The 18,239-nt window shown below is 33.3% G+C and carries 15 protein-coding genes; 9 read left to right on the forward strand and 6 right to left on the reverse strand.

From position 1 onward, the window contains the following. Positions 1–332 precede the first annotated feature (332 nt). The 4 genes from ACNO7W_RS15650 (at position 333) to ACNO7W_RS15665 (ending at position 5,618) form a co-directional block, all read left to right on the forward strand. Complete coding sequence (locus ACNO7W_RS15650) at positions 333–1,160, forward strand: energy transducer TonB (protein ID WP_417938830.1); 828 nt, start codon at positions 333–335, stop codon at positions 1,158–1,160. Between the two features lie 291 nt (positions 1,161–1,451). Beyond that, entirely contained in the window at positions 1,452–2,351 is a 900-nt protein-coding gene (gene lipA, locus ACNO7W_RS15655; protein ID WP_417938831.1) for a lipoyl synthase, read from the forward strand. A 74-nt stretch (positions 2,352–2,425) separates the two neighbouring features. Continuing rightward, positions 2,426–3,430: a type I glyceraldehyde-3-phosphate dehydrogenase gene (gene gap / locus ACNO7W_RS15660; RefSeq protein WP_314897137.1), complete on the forward strand. Its 1,005-nt coding sequence runs from the start codon at positions 2,426–2,428 to the stop codon at positions 3,428–3,430. A 22-nt stretch (positions 3,431–3,452) separates the two neighbouring features. After that, entirely contained in the window at positions 3,453–5,618 is a 2,166-nt protein-coding gene (locus ACNO7W_RS15665; protein WP_417938832.1) for an ATP-binding protein, read from the forward strand. 6 nt (positions 5,619–5,624) lie between these two features. Here ACNO7W_RS15665 and ACNO7W_RS15670 read toward each other — a convergent pair whose 3' ends face one another. Both ACNO7W_RS15670 and lpxK read right to left on the reverse strand, forming a co-directional pair. Further along, a complete protein-coding gene (locus ACNO7W_RS15670; RefSeq protein WP_143385852.1) occupies positions 5,625–6,437 on the reverse strand; it encodes a purine-nucleoside phosphorylase in 813 nt (270 codons plus the stop codon). Next, complete coding sequence (gene lpxK, locus ACNO7W_RS15675; protein ID WP_417938833.1) at positions 6,400–7,434, reverse strand: tetraacyldisaccharide 4'-kinase; 1,035 nt, start codon at positions 7,432–7,434, stop codon at positions 6,400–6,402. The genes ACNO7W_RS15670 and lpxK overlap by 38 nt, the downstream gene beginning before the upstream one ends. 148 nt (positions 7,435–7,582) lie before the next feature. Here lpxK and ACNO7W_RS15680 point away from each other — a divergent pair, with 148 nt between their 5' ends. From ACNO7W_RS15680 to ACNO7W_RS15700, 5 genes are all read left to right on the forward strand, one after another. Next, positions 7,583–8,680, forward strand: coding sequence for a Nif3-like dinuclear metal center hexameric protein (locus tag ACNO7W_RS15680; RefSeq protein WP_417938834.1), 1,098 nt, complete (start codon positions 7,583–7,585; stop codon positions 8,678–8,680). A 3-nt stretch (positions 8,681–8,683) separates the two neighbouring features. Then, on the forward strand, positions 8,684–9,463 hold the full coding sequence (locus ACNO7W_RS15685) for a zinc ribbon domain-containing protein (RefSeq protein ID WP_143385849.1): 780 nt from the start codon (positions 8,684–8,686) through the stop codon (positions 9,461–9,463). A gap of 39 nt (positions 9,464–9,502) precedes the next feature. Continuing rightward, complete coding sequence (locus ACNO7W_RS15690) at positions 9,503–10,351, forward strand: alpha/beta fold hydrolase (RefSeq protein WP_144064443.1); 849 nt, start codon at positions 9,503–9,505, stop codon at positions 10,349–10,351. A 100-nt stretch (positions 10,352–10,451) separates the two neighbouring features. After that, positions 10,452–11,264: a 23S rRNA pseudouridine(2604) synthase RluF gene (gene rluF, locus ACNO7W_RS15695; RefSeq protein ID WP_417938835.1), complete on the forward strand. Its 813-nt coding sequence runs from the start codon at positions 10,452–10,454 to the stop codon at positions 11,262–11,264. Positions 11,265–11,480: 216 nt separating this feature from the next. Then, positions 11,481–13,712, forward strand: a complete 2,232-nt coding sequence (locus ACNO7W_RS15700) for a response regulator (RefSeq protein ID WP_417938836.1) — start codon at positions 11,481–11,483, stop codon at positions 13,710–13,712. Positions 13,713–13,829: 117 nt separating this feature from the next. On the opposite strand, the gene ACNO7W_RS15705 is transcribed toward ACNO7W_RS15700, so the two are convergent. From ACNO7W_RS15705 to ACNO7W_RS15720, 4 genes are all read right to left on the reverse strand, one after another. Beyond that, entirely contained in the window at positions 13,830–14,756 is a 927-nt protein-coding gene (locus ACNO7W_RS15705) for a magnesium transporter CorA family protein (RefSeq protein ID WP_417938837.1), read from the reverse strand. Positions 14,757–14,985: 229 nt separating this feature from the next. Beyond that, a complete protein-coding gene (locus ACNO7W_RS15710; protein WP_143385844.1) occupies positions 14,986–15,867 on the reverse strand; it encodes a bifunctional 5,10-methylenetetrahydrofolate dehydrogenase/5,10-methenyltetrahydrofolate cyclohydrolase in 882 nt (293 codons plus the stop codon). Positions 15,868–16,003: 136 nt separating this feature from the next. After that, positions 16,004–17,353 carry a signal recognition particle protein gene (gene ffh, locus ACNO7W_RS15715; protein ID WP_143385843.1) on the reverse strand — a complete coding sequence of 450 codons (1,350 nt, stop codon included), beginning with the start codon at positions 17,351–17,353 and terminating at the stop codon, positions 16,004–16,006. A 125-nt stretch (positions 17,354–17,478) separates the two neighbouring features. Next, entirely contained in the window at positions 17,479–18,207 is a 729-nt protein-coding gene (locus tag ACNO7W_RS15720; RefSeq protein ID WP_235890115.1) for a hypothetical protein, read from the reverse strand. Between the last annotated feature and the right edge of the window lie 32 nt (positions 18,208–18,239).

An 18,239-nucleotide genomic window follows, 5' to 3' on the forward strand; every position in this document is an offset into this window, starting at 1 on the left:
TCTGCCGACGTTCCATATTAGAAATTTCTATCGGCCTTTTAAATCCTAAAATAACTTTACTTGTTCTCATTTAATTGTCGTTTAAATGTGTAAACCTATTTTAGGACAAGACAAACAAATTTAAATCTGTGTTAATTTGTTCGATCCGTGTTATCTGTGTTCTATTTTCAGATGTATCCAGACGGTAGCTACAACCCTCTCTTTTCAACTCCTTTTTTTTAATTAAAAAATAACCCACACGTTACATACTAAATTTCTTGTTATTTACGTTGTTAAAATAAACAACACTTGCTTATGATTTAACTGATACTTAACCTTTAAATCCATAAATTATGTCAAAATTAAGCATTTACGAGACCCGCTGGATTGACCTTGTTTTTCAATACAGAAACAAAGAATATGGAGCGTATCAGTTGCGCCAGAAAAGCACCAAAACTTCAATAATGGCACTTTTTATGGGAACATTACTTTTAACTTCTGCTTTGAGTATTCCTGTGATTCTGAATTATTTTAATCCTGAAAATAGGATAACGTTAGCAATACCTGAATTCACAAATACTCCTGTTCAAATAACCGATATTATACCCAATCAAATTCAAGAAATAAAAAAAGTAGTTCTTCCCGAAATAAAAACACAAGATACGGAAACACCAGTTCAAAGTGACCAACTTGTGAATCCTATTATCGTTCAGGCACAACTGGCAAATCAAGATATAGCAAAAAATACCCAAAACACAAACATAACAAATAGCATTACAGATGGAATGGCAACTATTGGCATAAATCCATCTTCTACATCCGGAACAGGAACGGCAACTGATACTCCTATTGATCCTGGAAATACAATTGTAGCCAGTATCACTCTGGACAAACTTCCTGAATTCCCTGGAGGAATCAATAAGTTCTATACTTATGTGGGAAATAATTTTGAAAAACCAGATATCGACAGCGGTAGCACCATCAGAGTTTATGTGTCTTTTGTAATAGAAAAAGACGGAAGCATGACTGATATTCAGGTAAAAAGAGATCCTGGTTATGGCTTGGGGAAAGAAGCTATCAGAGTATTGAAATCTTTGAAAACGAAATGGTCGCCCGGAATGATTGGCTCAAAACCGGTTCGAACTGCCTATAATCTACCTATTACGGTTCAGATGAATTAATTAAAAAAACAGAAAAGCTTCATTTAATTTTGAAGCTTTTTTTGAATACTGCCTTTATTTTTTTTCAAAATATTTTATCTTAAAAACAACCAAAAGTTCTCTTTAGCCCTGATTGCAGTGGCATCCCACGCATTTTTTTTGCGTGGATACAACGAAAAGCAGGACAACTATTTCCTAAAAAAACGCAAATATTGTGCTCCTACTGCTTCAACTTCTCTTCCTTCAAATAAACAAATAAACGAATCCACAAATAAACTACATTCCTTATCTTTGTCCTTTGAAAATTGATATATGGAAACTGTTTTAGAAAATACTTTACCGATTGGAACCCGAGGCGGAGCCGAACCGAGCGTAGCTAAACCGAAATGGTTGAAGGTAAAACTCCCAATTGGCCGAAAATATACGGAGCTTCGCGGCTTAGTAGATAAATATAGTTTGAACACGATTTGTACCTCTGGAAGTTGCCCAAACATGGGTGAATGCTGGGGCGAAGGAACGGCTACATTCATGATTTTAGGAAATGTGTGTACGCGTTCTTGTGGTTTTTGTGGTGTAAAAACCGGAAGACCTGAAACTGTAGATTGGGATGAGCCGGAAAAAGTGGCGCGCTCCATAAAAATCATGAATATCAAACATGCCGTAGTTACAAGTGTTGACAGAGATGATTTGAAAGATGGCGGATCCATTATTTGGATAGAAACCGTAAAAGCCATTCGCAGAATGAACCCAAACACAACGCTTGAAACGTTGATTCCGGATTTTCAAGGTATCGAAAGAAATATCGACCGAATCGTGGAAGCTAATCCTGAAGTGGTTTCGCATAATGTGGAAACCGTTCGCAGATTGACTCGTGAAGTGCGTATTCAGGCAAAATACGATAGAAGCCTTGAAGTGTTGCGTTACTTGAAAGAAAAAGGTATCAACAGAACGAAGTCAGGAATTATGCTTGGCCTTGGTGAAAAAGAAGAAGAAGTTTTCCAAACGATGCGAGATTTACGCGAGGCTAATGTTGATATTGTTACGATAGGTCAATACTTGCAACCCAGTAAAAAACACTTGCCGGTAAAGGAATTCATAACGCCGGATCAATTTGCAATATATGAGAAATTTGGTTTGGAATTGGGTTTCCGTCATGTAGAAAGCGGGCCGTTAGTTCGTTCTTCATACAAAGCACAAAAACATATTCTTTAAAAAATTGTTTCAAGTTTAAGGTTTAAAGTTGCTCAACTTGAAACTTTAAACATGTGACTTTAAACAAAAAAATATTGAAAACAAGAATTGCCATTAATGGTTTTGGAAGAATTGGTCGGAATTTATTTCGCTTACTTTTAAACCATCCCAACATTGAAGTCGTTGCCATAAATGATATTGCAGATACTAAAACAATGGCACATTTAGTGAAGTACGATAGTATTCACGGTGTTTTACCATTCTCGGTAAGTCCTGATGAAAAAGGTTTTTTTGTAGACGGAAAACATTTTTTGTTTTTTCACGAAAAAAGCATTTCAAATCTTGATTGGAAAAGTTTAGATATCGATTACGTAATTGAGTCGACTGGAAAGTATTGTACTTTTGAAGATATAAATGCCCATATTTTAGTTGGCGCCAAGAAAGTGATTCTTTCTGCACCTTCAGAAGTGGATACGATAAAAACTGTCGTTCTGGGTGTGAATGAAAATATTCTTGATGGTACTGAAAGCATTATATCCAATGCCAGTTGCACAACGAACAATGCAGCACCAATGATGAAAGTTATCGATGAACTTTGTGGCATTGAGCAGGCTTATATTACAACTATTCACTCCTACACTACGGATCAAAGTTTACACGATCAACCGCATAAAGACTTACGCAGAGCACGTGGGGCAAGTCAATCTATTGTACCTACAACAACTGGAGCTGCTAAGGCATTAACAAAAATTTTTACTAAATTGCAAGGGAAAATTGGAGGATGCGGTATTAGAGTTCCTGTTCCGGACGGTTCCCTGACGGATATTACGTTCAATGTAAAACGAGCCGTTACTATAAATGAGATAAATGCCGCTTTCAAAATTGCAGCACAAACTAACTTAAAAGGAATTCTTGATTATACTGAAGATCCAATTGTTTCTGTTGATGTCATTGGAAACACAAACTCTTGCCTTTTTGATGCGCAACTCACTTCAGTAATTGATAAAATGGTAAAAGTAGTAGGCTGGTATGATAATGAAATAGGGTATTCATCCAGAATTATTGATTTGATTCTTTTGATTGAAAGTAAAAATAACTAATAAGAAAAAAATTTAGCTACAAATGAAATATCTTTTCATTTTTATCTTTTTTTTAAATTCGTTTCTGTATTCTCAGACTAATGAGAAAACAGATAGCATTCCGTATTACAGTAATTTAAGTAGCTCAAATATCTTAAACAATAAATACAAAAACGCACTTTTTTACACACAAAAGGCTATAAACTATTCTAAGGCAATTCGTAATACTCAAGCTCAGGCTAATCAAATCTATAACTTAGGTAAAATTTATTTTGATTTAAAAAAATATAATGATGCTATTGAAACCTTTCATAAAAGTATTGCGTTATATAAAAACTTAAAACCAACCGCTACATACGCCTATTCCTATTATTACCTTGGAGTATGTTATATAGAAAAATCAAATTTTGCTGATGCCGAAATTTGTTTTGCTGAAACACAATCATTATTTGACGAACTAAAAATTACCAACACTGCCGAAATACTAACGCTTCAAAGAGGAATTATAAGCAAGTCAAAAGGAAATTCCGATTTAGCATCAACAATTTTTAAAACTATTATTGCAAAACCTGACAGTCCAGAAATATTAGATTCTAAAGCGGAAGCGCTGTATCAAATAGGAATTATTGAAGCTGCAAAAAACAGATACAACTTAGCTTTAAATTATCTAAATAAAGCATTAGCATTAAATGAAAAAAATGAAAATCCAGAGCAAAAATCAAATATTATGCTTGCTTTAAGTTCTGTTTTTGAAAAAATGTTGGATAAAAACAATGCGTATTCCTATTTGAAACAATACCTCAATCTAAAAGAAAGTATTTCTATTTTAAATAATGAAAGACTGGGAATTGATGATTATGATAAATTTAAAGAATCCGAACGTTTAAAAGAACTCACGCAATTAGACCTAGAGAATAAACAGCAGGAAAAAACCAGCAAATTTTCTAAGTTAATCAATATTTTGGCAATCGCATTAATTTCTATTTTATCTTTATTAAGCTTGTCTTTGTATAAAAACAACATCATTAGAACGCAATCCAATCTAATGTTGAAAGAAAAAAATAAAGAATTGGAAATCGCAAAAGAGAAAGCAGAAAGAGCTTCTAATGCCCGATCTGAATTTTTATCGACTGTGAGCCATGAACTTCGGACACCATTAAATGCCATAAATGGAATAGCCCATTTATTGTTGGAAGAAAACCCGAAAAAATCCCAAATGAACTATTTATCTTCATTAAAATTTTCAGGAGATTATCTGACAAAATTTATAAATGAAATTCTGGAAATCAACAAAATTGATTCTAATAAACTTGAAATAGAATACATCAGCTTTAATCTTAAACAATTATTAGAAAACATACAAAACTCCTTAAAAGAATTAGCTTCAGTAAACAACAACAAATTTAATCTCGAAATTGACTCTTCCATTCCTGATTATTTGATTGGGGATCCTACAAAATTATCTCAGATAATGATGAATTTGATTAACAATGCACTAAAATTCACAAAAAACGGTAGTGTTAGCGTAATTGCAAAACTTCATTCTTTGGAAGATAAAAATGCAACTTTATATTTTGAAGTAAAAGATACAGGAATTGGAATTCCGGCAGACAAGCTACAAAGTGTTTTTGATAGCTTTTCTCAAGGTTCAATAGAGATCAATCGTAAATACGGAGGAACTGGTTTAGGATTGACAATCGTAAAAAAATTAATTAAAATTTTGGGTGGAAGAATAAATTTAAATAGTATTGTAGGAAAAGGATCTTCTTTTTCGTTCGAATTACAATTTAAACTAGGCTCGCAATTAGTAACCATTGAAGAAAAACCGAAAACATACAATGACTCTTCCTTAAAAAGCAAAAAAATACTTTTAGTCGAAGACAATAAAATCAATCAAATGATTACCGAGAAAATGCTTCGTAATAAAGGGATTTTATGTGAGATTATTGATAATGGAGAAGACGCAATAGAAATAGTGAAAAAGAACAAATTTGATTTGATCCTAATGGATGTTCATTTACCGGGCATAAACGGAACAGTAGCTACGGAACAAATTAGAAAATTTGACACTAAAACACCTATTATTGCGCTTACTGCAATCTCATTAGATGAAAATCGTGAAATGCTTTTATCCTTTGGTATGAATGATGTTGTTACAAAACCATTCATACCAGAAGAATTCTATGCCGTAATTGCTGAATATGTGTAGCGATTACTAATATTTCAAAATCAATTCTTTGATTAGACTTCTTACCTTTGGTTCCGCTTTTTTAGCAGCTTCCAGAACTTCATCGTGAGAAATAGTTCCTATACTTTCTTCATTTCCCATATCAGTAATTACGGAAATTCCGAATGTTTCCAAATCCATATGACGAGCCACAATAACTTCTGGAACCGTTGACATTCCTACGCAATCAGCACCGAGAATCTTTACCATTCTATATTCAGCCAAAGTTTCAAAAGTAGGGCCTTGCAAACCAAGATAAATCCCTTCATGAACTTCGATGTTTAATTCTTGAGCCAATTCTTGAGCCTTACCAATCATCTTTCTAGAATAGGGTTCGCTCATATTTACAAAACGAGGTCCGAAACGTTCATCATTTTTTCCACGCAAAGGATGTTCCGGTGTCATATTGATATGATCTGTAATCATGACAATAGAACCCACTTTATAATTTGGATTTACGCCTCCTGAAGCATTTGAAACGATTAATTTTTCAACGCCTAAAAATTTCATCACTCGAACGGGAAAAGTCACTTCTTTCATCGAATAGCCTTCGTAGAAATGAAATCTTCCCTGCATGGCAACTACTTTTTTATCTCCTATTGTTCCAAAAACCAATGCCCCTTTATGACCTTGAACGGTTGACACAGGGAAATTTGGAATTTCGTTGTAAGGCAAAATAAATTCTACTTTCATTTCATTAGTAAAACTACCTAAACCTGACCCTAAAATCACACCATATTCAGGTGTAAAATAGATTCTTTCTTTAATATAACTTACGGTTTGTTGTACTTCTTTCCACATAATTTAAAATGGTTTTATCAAAATTTTCACTTCCTGAAATAAAAGAGCTTTTTATGGGCAGATAGAAAAGTTGTTCGTTTGGCAAACTTCCTTTCAATCGTACATAATCTTTTTCGGTAGTAATAATAATGTTGTTTTGCGCTAAATTTTTAATTTCTAAAATATCTTTATCGGTAAAATTATGATGATCCGGAAAAGACAAACTGGCATCATTTGCATTTTGCAAATAAGCAAAAAACGGTTCGGGCTTTGCAATTCCTGCCACTAATACCTTATCAAAAGATTTAATTTCATCGACTTTTATCTTTTTATTTTCGGAATAAATATACTCATCATAATCGATGTAAGTAAAATACAATTGCTGATTTTCAGCAATTTTCAATTTATTTTTAATCTCATTTTGCTCGTCAAGCGAAAGATCCGAAGGGCATTTCGTAACAATAACCACGTTGGCTCTTTTTGCTCCACTGCTACTCTCCCGTAAATTTCCTGTTGGAAGCATAATATCATTCGAATACAAATCACCATAGGAAGTCAGTAAAATATAGAAACCTGCTTTGACTTTTCGGTGCTGAAAAGCGTCGTCTAGCAAAATAACTTCTGGTTTTTCTTGTTGCCCAAGCAATTGTTCAATTCCATTTTTTCTATCAGCATCTACGGCAACTTGAATGGTTGCGAATTTTTGAAAAAACTGAAAAGGCTCGTCTCCAAGAATCGTAGCATCCGAAGTGGCATCTGCTAAAACAAACCCTTTTGATTGTCTTTTATAACCCCGACTCAAAGCCGCAATTTTATATCTTTCAGAAAGCAACCGAATTAAATATTCAATTTGAGGTGTTTTTCCGGTTCCGCCAACGCTTAGATTTCCAACAGCAATAATAGGTAAATCAAAAGAATAGGATTTTAAAATCCCTTTGTCGAAAAGAAAATTCCGAATACTCGTTATCAGACCATATAAAATGGCAAACGGAAACAGTAATTTTCGCAGTAAATTCATTTTACGAAAGTAGAATAAATTATCTTTGATTTAAAATTTTGTTTCTTTTGTTTAATGTTTAAAGTTGATCAACATTAAACTTTAAACCTTAGACTTTAAACTAAAAAATCATGAAATCGAAGATTCACGAATACAAAAAAACTGAACGATGAGTAAAATCAAAGAAATCATTTCCGTGCTTGAAGAAATGGCGCCACTCGCCTATGCTGAAGATTTTGACAATGTGGGTTTATTGGTTGGAGATCAAGAATCAGAAGCGACAGGTGTTTTAGTTTGCCATGATGCTTTAGAAAATATAATAGACGAAGCGATTGCCAAAAAATGCAATTTGGTGGTTTGTTTTCATCCCATATTATTTTCCGGATTAAAGAAAATCACGGGTAAAAACTACGTGGAGCGAGCGGTTATTAAAGCCATAAAAAATGACATCGCCATTTATGCCGTTCATACTGCTTTGGACAATCATCAAGAAGGCGTGAATAAAATATTTTGTGATGCATTAGGATTAATAAAGACTAAAATCCTGATTCCGAAGCAAAATTTTATTCGGAAATTAGTAACCTACACGATTCCTGAAAATGCAGAAGAAGTGAGAAATGCACTATTTGATGCAGGTGCCGGAACTATTGGAAATTATGAAAATTGCAGTTTTAATTCGAAAGGAATTGGAACCTATATGGGAAACGAACACAGCAATCCTCAAGTCGGCGAGCGATTTGAATTTGTACAAGGAGATGAAATCAAAATCGAAGTCACTTTCGAAAAGCATTTAGAAAATAAAATTCTAAAAGCATTATTTAGAAGCCATGCCTACGAAGAGATCGCTTATGAAATTTATGATTTACAAAACAAACATCAAAATATTGGTTTGGGAATGATTGGGGAATTGAAAAATCCCATGAAAGAAAAAGAGTTTCTACTTTTTGCAAAAGAAAAAATGCAAGCTGATGGCATTCGACATTCCAACTTTATAGGAAAGGAAATAAAAAAAGTGGCAGTTCTTGGCGGAGCAGGAAGTTTTGCGATAAAAAATGCGATTCAGGCTGGTGCGGATGCTTATTTAACTGCCGATTTGAAGTATCATCAGTTTTATGAAGCCGAAAATAGGCTTTTATTGGCTGATATTGGACATTTTGAAAGCGAACGCTATACAAAAAATTATATTGTTGAGTATCTTCGGAAAAAAATCCTTAATTTTGCAGTTATTTTATCAGAAGAAAATTCAAATCCAGTTAAGTACTTATAGAATATGGCGAATACGAAAGAATTAAGTGTTGAGGACAAGTTAAGAGCGATTTACGATTTACAACTAATTGACTCTAGAATTGACGAAATCAGAAACGTAAGAGGAGAACTTCCTTTAGAAGTAGAGGATTTAGAAGATGAAGTTGCAGGTTTAAGCACACGTTCAGAGAAATTGAAAAGTGAACTCGAAGTTATCGAAGATCTAATCAAGGTAAAAAAGAATGCAATTGATGAGCACAAAGAGGCTATCAAAAAATATACGAAGCAACAAGAAACTGTTCGTAATAACAGAGAATTTAATTCGTTGACTAAAGAGGTTGAATTTCAAGAATTAGAAATTCAATTGTCTGAAAAACAAATTAAAGAAATGAAAGCTTCTATCGAACATAAGAAAGAAGTAATCTCAAATTCAAAAGAAAGATTAGAAGCAAAATCTAACCATTTGAAACACAAAAAATCAGAATTAGACGCTATTATGTCTGAAACTGCTAAAGAAGAAGCGTTTTTATCTGAGAAATCAGCTGAATATCAAGCTTTAATTGAAGAAAGATTGTTGAAGGCTTACACTAGAATCAGAACAAGTGTTCGTAATGGATTAGCTGTTGTTTCTATTGAAAGAGGAGCATCTGCAGGATCATTCTTCACCATTCCACCTCAGACACAAGTAGAAATTGCTTCAAGAAAGAAAATCATCACTGATGAACATTCAGGAAGAATATTAGTCGACAGTACATTGGCCGACGAAGAAAAAGAGAAAATGGAACAATTGTTTTCTAAATTCTAATTACTTTTAAGTCCCGATAAACATCGGGACTTTTTTATTATGAAAAAAATGTTGTTTTTTATATTCACTAAATCTATTGGATTATACATTAACCTTTTGAGCTTTGTATTTCCAAAAAAAGCATCGCAACTCGCGTATGCCTTTTTTAGCGAACCCAGAGAAGGTAAATTATCTAAAACTAATCTGCCGGAAATTCTACAGGAAGCACAGTCCGAAACGTTCCAACAAGAAGAACATTGCTTTCAAACGTATACTTGGAAAGGAAATGATTCTATAATTCTTTTGGTTCACGGATGGGAAAGCAACGCTTCTCGCTGGGAGAACTTCCTACCCTATCTAAAAAAATCAGGAAGTACTATTATAGCCATCGACGGTCCAGCTCATGGATTATCCAGCGGAAAAGAATTTAGCATTCCTAAATATGCCGAATTTATTCATATCGCTGTAGAAAAGTTTCAGCCACAGTACCTGATTGGTCATTCCATTGGTGGAAAAACCTGTTTGTATTACCAATCGGTATATCAAAACAATCTGCTTAAAAAAATGGTAATTCTGGGAGCACCAAGTGATTTCAAGATTATCCTGCACAATTACATTGCGTTATTGAGTTTGAATTCTAAAATTTCAAAATCTTTAGAAGATCATTATTTGAATAATTTTAAACTTAACCTGGAACAATTTTCCGGAAAACTATTCGCTTCAAAATTAAACATAAAAGGATTGATTGCCCATGACATTGACGACACGGTAGTTTTATTCGAAGAAGGAAAAAAAATTGCAAGTACCTGGAAGAATGTGGTTTTTATTGAAACTAAGGGTTTAGGACACAGCATGCATGACGACGAGTTATATGAAAAAGTCTCCCGTTTTTTATTTGAAGCGGAGTAATTAAAATGAGATCGCAGTAAAATCTTTTACTGACTTCTTAATTTTCAAATAAACAAATAACCACATAAACGATTAAACAATTTAGTACTACTTTTGCATCATGGAAGAAAATCTAAAACGCCTCAATAAATTCATAGGAGAAACCGGGTATTGCTCCCGCCGAGAAGCCGATAAAATCATTGAAGAAGGCCGTGTAACCATCAATGGAGTCGTTCCGGAATTAGGGACAAAAGTTTCGCCAGATGATGAAGTGCGTATTGACGGTAAACTCATCCGTGAGAAAAACGAAAAACCCGTTTATCTTGCTTTCTATAAACCTGTTGGAATTGAATGTACCACAAACCTAGACGTTCGTAATAACATTGTAGATTACATCAATTATCCCAAACGTATTTTCCCTATTGGTCGACTAGACAAAGCCAGTGAAGGATTGATTTTCATGACCAATGATGGTGACATTGTTAATAAAATATTGCGCGCCAGAAACAATCACGAAAAAGAATATACGGTAACGGTAAACAAACCTATTACGGATCGTTTTATAGAACGAATGGGGAATGGAGTCCCGATTTTGGACACGGTAACCCGAAAATGTAAAGTGGAACAAATCAGTAAATTCACTTTCAAAATTATCCTGACTCAAGGATTGAATCGCCAAATTCGTAGAATGTGTGAATATTTAGGTTACGAAGTTACGGCTTTGAAACGCATTCGCATCATCAATATTTCATTAGATGTTCCTGTAGGGCGTTACCGTGATTTGACTGATGCCGAAATCAAAGAATTGAACGAGCTTATTGAACCTTCGAGCAAAACAGAAGAAGCGAGTTTACCGAAAACGGAAGCGCCAAAAAGAAGAACCGAATTCATTAAAAGAGATGATCCCAGATTTAAAGGAAGAGGCGATTATTAAACCATAATCAACTATTAAACAACGATTAACTTATTATCATTCTATTTTCGGGATACAATTTATAAATCCAAACAAGGTCTCCACAGGCTTATTAAATAGTGATACCCACTGACTATTTAAATTTGGGATACAATTACTTAACCTTTTGTTTGAAGTATTTTAATCTGTTTTTTTAATGAACGCAATAAATTTGCAGGGCATCTAAAAAAATAGTATTTGAAATTTTTCTTCAACAATTTTCGTTACTTCAGAACACAAATATTTTTATCATTTTCATCAATGATTGTTTTGATAGTTGTTTGGTTTATGTTTTATCTGTATATCGACCGTAAAGTGGATCATCTGAATAACTTCACTTACAAATCGTACCGGGTTTCACAAGAGTTTACCGCTAACATTAGAAATTTTCAAACATTTTTGTTGTTTGGATATAAGGAAAAAGACTTTTACATAAATCATAATCAAAAAGACCTTAAACTATACATAGACAATTTAAAAAACCAAAGAAAGGAGATTGATCTAATTTTCAAAGAATCGAAAGAGTTGAACATTGGAAACAATCCATCTATGGCTCATCTTTCAAAAGAAATAGATAATCTTTATGTTGTTGTAAATCAGTTTAAAAAAACAGCATTAATCCGGGGGTTTAAAGATCATGGGATTGAAGGTGAGATGAGGAACAAAGCACATTTTTTAGAAAAAAAGTCTTCATTAAACAAAATTACTTTACTTCAATTTCGCAGACACGAGAAAGACTATATGTTACGTTCAGACGATACTTCTATCCAAAAATTTAAAGATTTGTACAATTCTACTTTAAGAGAAAAAAATATTGATTCAGCAACCAAGCAAGTTCTTATAGATTATAAAAACAACTTTGATTCTTTGGTGAAATTGAGTTCAAAACTAGGAGTTGCTCAAAATCAGGGTTTATATGGAAAAATAAATCAAATCAATGAGGTTGTTGAAAATTCATTTGTTCAAATTATAGCCCATAATAAAAAAAGAATAAATGAATTAAAAGAAACCTTATTCTATTCTCAATTATGCCAAACACTGCTCATGGCACTAATTGCTTTACTATTATGCATTTACACATCTAAATATTTCACAAAAGACATCAAATTACTTTCGTTAGATATTTCAAATTATATAAAGTCCAATTTCAAAGAACCTATATCCAATTTAAATCATAGATCATCAATTAGGGAAGTTGATTTCTTATTAATGAGTTACGGAATATTAAAAGAGAAGCTATCTGAAAACATTATTTTTTCAGAAAAGAAAACAGAACAGGCAAATAAAATAGCAACCTTCAAAACGCAATTTCTCGCCAATATGAGTCACGAAATTCGCTCGCCTCTTAATGGGGTTATCGGAATGTTAAACATGCTCAAAACAAGCGCATTGAATAGCGAACAAACGGAATATATCGAAATTGCAGAACACAGTGCAGAACACCTTTTGGGGATTGTAAATATGATTTTAGATCATTCAAAAATGGAAGCCGGTAAAATGAAGGTAGAACAATATCCAATACATCTTAAAAAAGAGCTCACTAAACTGATGCGATTATTTGAATACCGAATAAATGATGAAAACATAAAACTGCATTTTATTTATGATGACAGCATCTCAAATAACATACTTGGCGATAATTTAAGATTGCAACAAGTATTGATTAACCTTATTGACAATGCAATTAAGTTTACAACTCATGGTGATGTTAAACTTGAGGTAAATTTATTAAATCGAATAGATGATTTACAATATTTGAATTTTAAAATCACGGATTCTGGTATAGGTATTGACCCTGATAAAACAGAACAAATGCTTTTAGCATTTGAACAAGCAGATTTAACAACCACGAGAAAATATGGCGGCACAGGATTGGGTTTAACAATTTCTAACCAATTAGTACAGCTAATGGGAGGAACTAAATTAAATATTATAGCTTTAGAAAGTGGCGGATCGAGTTTTAGTTTTGAAATTCCATTCAAAATTAATACCAATGTGCTTTCAATTGAAGACAACAATGAAACTCAGTTTAATACTATAAAAGATGTAATTATTAATAAAGCATTAATTGTTGAAGATAATTTAATCAATCAAAAAGTATTGTATAAACTTCTGGATAAACTAAATATCCCTTCAGATATTGCAATTAATGGAAAAGAAGCGGTTTCACTTTATAATGAAAACGATTATGACATTATTTTTATGGACTTACACATGCCCGAAATGGATGGGTTTGAAGCTACAGAAAAAATACATTCCTCTCCAAAATATCAAATAAACGCGATACCAATTATTGCTGTAACTGCAAGTGCATTTGATGAAGATAAAGTAAAAGCGATCTCTAAAGGCATGGATGATTTTATCACTAAACCTGTTGTTTTAAAAAACTTGGAAGAAATTATTGCTAAACAAATGCAGCTCCAGATGTAACCAATAAAACCCTAAACATCAATACGAAACACTCTTCCGTAACGGTGTATTTTATGCATTCCTATTTTAAGGATGGGATAACAGATTTAAAAACGTTTCAAAATTCGAAACGTTTTTTTAAAACCATCTTTTTCTTTTAAATAAAAACACACCAAAAGCAGATAACAGAACTGATATTGAAATGATAATCCCTATTCCATACGGATTATTTTGCAGGTCATTGGGCACATTCATTCCATACAAACTCGCAATCAATGTTGGAATCATCAGAATAATCGAAATCGAAGTCATCTGTTTCATAATAGTATTCATATTATTAGAAATCACAGAGGCATACGCATCCATCGTTCCGGTCAGGATGTCACTGTAAATATTGGTGGTTTCCTGTGCCTGACGCAATTCAATCTCAACATCTTCCAGTAATTCGAGATCAAAATGTTCTTTTTGTGATTTTATATTCCGAATTCGGTGTAATAAAATATCATTCCCTTTCAGCGAAGTCATGAAGAACACCAAACATTTTTCTATTTGAAGCAAAGCTTGTAATTCTTCATTCTTAATCGATTTTTCCAGATTATCTTCTGCCAATTTAATTTTTTGATTGACTTGTTTGAGGTATTTTAGATACCAAACACTCGAAGACAACAACAATTTCAATACGAGATCAAAGTTATCTTTTATATCAATATTCTTGCGTTGGGTGTAAGTTACAAAATCGATAAGCATTTCTGTTTTCTGAAAACTTATGGTAACACAAATGTCGTCTTTGAAAATTACGCCTACAGGAATCGTATGAAAAGGCAATTTTACATCATTGCTCTTTACAGGAATTCGCATGAGAATCAATGTCCACCCATTTTCAATCTCAATACGGGGTCTTTCGTCAATATCTTCGATATCACTATAGAATGCCTCGGGAATTTGCAATTCCTCAAGTAAGTATTTCTTTTCTGCTTCAGTTGGACATTCAATATTTATCCAGCAGTTTGGAGACCATTCTTTAGTGGCAATTAATCCGTTATTGTTTTTGTAAAAAGCTCTCATTTCAAAATTCTATAGGTTTATTCATAGCATTTTGAATGGTGTATCAAGTGCTATATTAATTCAATATTTCCGAATAATAATCGTCCATTTTAAATGGCCAGTTTTTTAAGTGTTGCAAAAGTATTCTTTATATTTTGTTACAGTAATCAATTATTAGAATTTTAAGCGTTTTTTAAGATAAAAAAAGCCTTAAACGATAGTTTAAGGCTCTAAGTAAAGTATATTGTTCTTACTTGTTTATTCTCATTTCTCTTGCCAAAAGTGTATTTTTCAATAACATCGCAATCGTCATGGGTCCTACTCCACCGGGAACTGGGGTAATAAACGATGCTTTTTTACTCACATGTTCAAAATCAACATCACCGGTTATTACATAACCTTTGTCATTTGTTTCATCAGGAACACGAGTAATACCAACGTCAATAACCACAACTCCATCTTTCACCATATCCGCTTTTAGATAATTAGGAACACCAAGAGCGGTGATAATGATATCAGCCTGAATCGTAATTTCTTCAATATTTTTAGTGTAGCTATGCGTCAAGGTTACCGTTGAGTTTCCTGGAAAACCTTTTCTTCCCATTAAAATACTCATAGGACGACCTACAATATGACTACGACCAATAACTACGGTATGTTTTCCTTTAGTTTCCACACCGTATCTTTCTAACAATTCTAGAATTCCGAAAGGCGTTGCAGGAATAAAAGTGGTCATGTCTAATGCCATTTTTCCAAAATTCTCTGGATGAAATCCATCAACATCTTTACTTGGATCCACTGCCATCAATACTTTTTGCTCATCGATTTGTTCAGGAAGCGGCAATTGAACTATAAACCCATCAATGTTATCATCTTCATTCAACTCTTTAATCTTATTCAACAACTCAATTTCAGTTGTAGTACTTGGCATTTTCACTAAAGTCGATTCAAAACCCACTCGTTCACAAGCTTTTACCTTACTTCCAACATACGTTAAACTAGCACCATCGTTACCCACAATTACTGCTGCTAAATGAGGTACTTTCTCCCCATTGCTTTTCATTTTTTGTACTTCGGCAGCGATTTCGCTTTTAATATCTTCTGCTGTTTTTTTTCCGTCTAGTAGTTGCATTTTTAAAATTGTTTAAAGTTTAAAGTTTAAAGTTTTGAAAACTAGAAACTTTAAGGTTTAGTAGTGGTTTATTTTTATATAAAAGTTAAGGTTTAAAAGTTCAAAAAATTGGAACCTTTAAACCTTAAATAAATAATTAACGCATTCCTGGCATACCACCTTGCATGCCACCCATCATTTTCATTAGGTTTTTGCCTCCTGGTCCTTGCATCATTTTCATCATTTTGCTCATTTGTTCGAACTGCTTCATCAATTGATTGACTTGCTCTATTTTTGTTCCGGAACCTTTTGCGATCCTAGCTTTTCTTTTCACGTCAATTATAGCTGGCTTGCTTCTTTCTTTTGGAGTCATCGAATGAATGATAGCTTCAATATGCTTGAAAGCATCGTCTTCTATCTCAACATCTTTCATGGCTTTTGAAGCACCTGGTATCATTCCAACCAAATCTTTCATATTACCCATTTTCTTTACTTGTTGAATTTGAGAAAGGAAATCATCAAAACCAAATTCGTTTTTAGCGATTTTCTTTTGGATTTTTCTTGCTTCTTCTTCATCGAATTGCTCCTGCGCTCTTTCTACCAAAGACACGACGTCACCCATCCCAAGGATACGTTCCGCCATACGAACAGGATAGAATACATCAATAGCATCCATTTTTTCCCCTGTCCCTACAAATTTAATTGGTTTATTTACAACCGATTTAATTGAAATTGCAGCTCCACCACGGGTATCGCCATCTAATTTAGTTAAGATGACACCATCGAAATTTAATCTTTCGTTAAAGGTTTTTGCAGTATTTACAGCATCTTGCCCTGTCATGGCATCAACAACAAATAAAGTTTCCTGAGGTTGAATCGCTTTATGAACACGTTCAATCTCATTCATCATTTCCTCATCAACGGCCAAACGACCGGCTGTATCGACAATCACCACATTAAAACCATTGGCTTTAGCATGTTTAATTGCATTTTGAGCGATCTCAACAGGATTTTTATTCTCTGGTTCAGAATACACCTCAACTCCTATCGAATCTCCAACAACATACAATTGTTGAATAGCCGCAGGACGATAGATATCACAAGCTACTAATAATGGTTTCTTATTCTTTTTGGTCAATAAATAATTCGCTAGTTTTCCAGAAAAAGTAGTTTTACCTGAACCTTGTAAACCCGACATTAAAATAACCGTTGGATTACCAGAAAGATTTATTCCGGCAACATCGCCACCCATTAATTCCGTAAGCTCGTCTTTGACCAACTTTACCAATAATTGTCCCGGTTGAAGCGTGGTTAATACGTCTTGACCAATTGCTTTTTCTTTTACTTTGGTGGTAAAATCTTTGGCGATTTTAAAGTTAACATCGGCATCAAGTAAAGCTCTACGAACTTCTTTTAATGTTTCGGCTACGTTTACCTCGGTGATTTTTCCGTGACCTTTTAGTATATGAAAGGCTTTGTCTAGTTTATCGCTTAAATTATCGAACATGATTTTTTATTTTATTGAAGTGCAAATTTAAGCATTTGATTTTGAAGTTTAAATAGTATTACAAATAAAAAGAGGCTGTCTTTTTAAGATAGCCCCTTTTTTAATGAAATTAAATTAACTTTTGATTAATCCTTGTCATCTAAGTCTATTTCTTGTTCAAGTAAAGATTTTATTTGCTCTCCAAAATCATGGTGCCCATCATCATTATCAGTACTAATTTCGATAACACCATCTCCGTCAGTATCCAGAAGTAGATTTTGACTTGCTAATGATGTTAGTTTTGCCATTAGAGCATCAAGTTGTATTTTAATATTAAGAGTTACATCATTACTATTAACTGTAAAATCTTTAGTTGGATCATCAAAATCCATTTCAAGTTCAGCATCCTTGCCGCTCCAGATAATAAAGTTTTTACCGTCAATGGTACCTTTAATCAAAAAAGTTTTACCTTCCATTTCTCCAGGCTGAATACTTCTTTCAAACTTAAACTTAATTTCCTCATATTTCGCATTTGGAACATTAACAGAAGTAATAAATTGACTCAAAGTTTTGTTTGGATCAAGTAAATCTAATAAAAAGGGGCCTACAAGTTTTACATCATCATCATAAATAGAATCTGTATGATGCATTTCACCTTCTTCATCTAGTTCAAATTTTACCTTACCAATGTTTATTTTAAAATCCGTGATTACCACTGTTGATGCAGCAGTACGAGCAGTGGTAGAAGTTTTCCCTGTTACAGAAACGGCCGAAGCTTTTAATGTCACATTTCCGCTTGTAGATGGATTATCCGTACAAGAACTTATCATAATGACAAGTAATGCTAAAATTGATGTTTTTTTCATTTTTTTCATTTTTTTAAAGGTTAAGTAATATATAATTAGGG

It is taken from the genome of Flavobacterium sp. ZB4R12 (assembly GCF_048276375.1).
Lineage (GTDB): Bacteria > Bacteroidota > Bacteroidia > Flavobacteriales > Flavobacteriaceae > Flavobacterium > Flavobacterium gawalongense.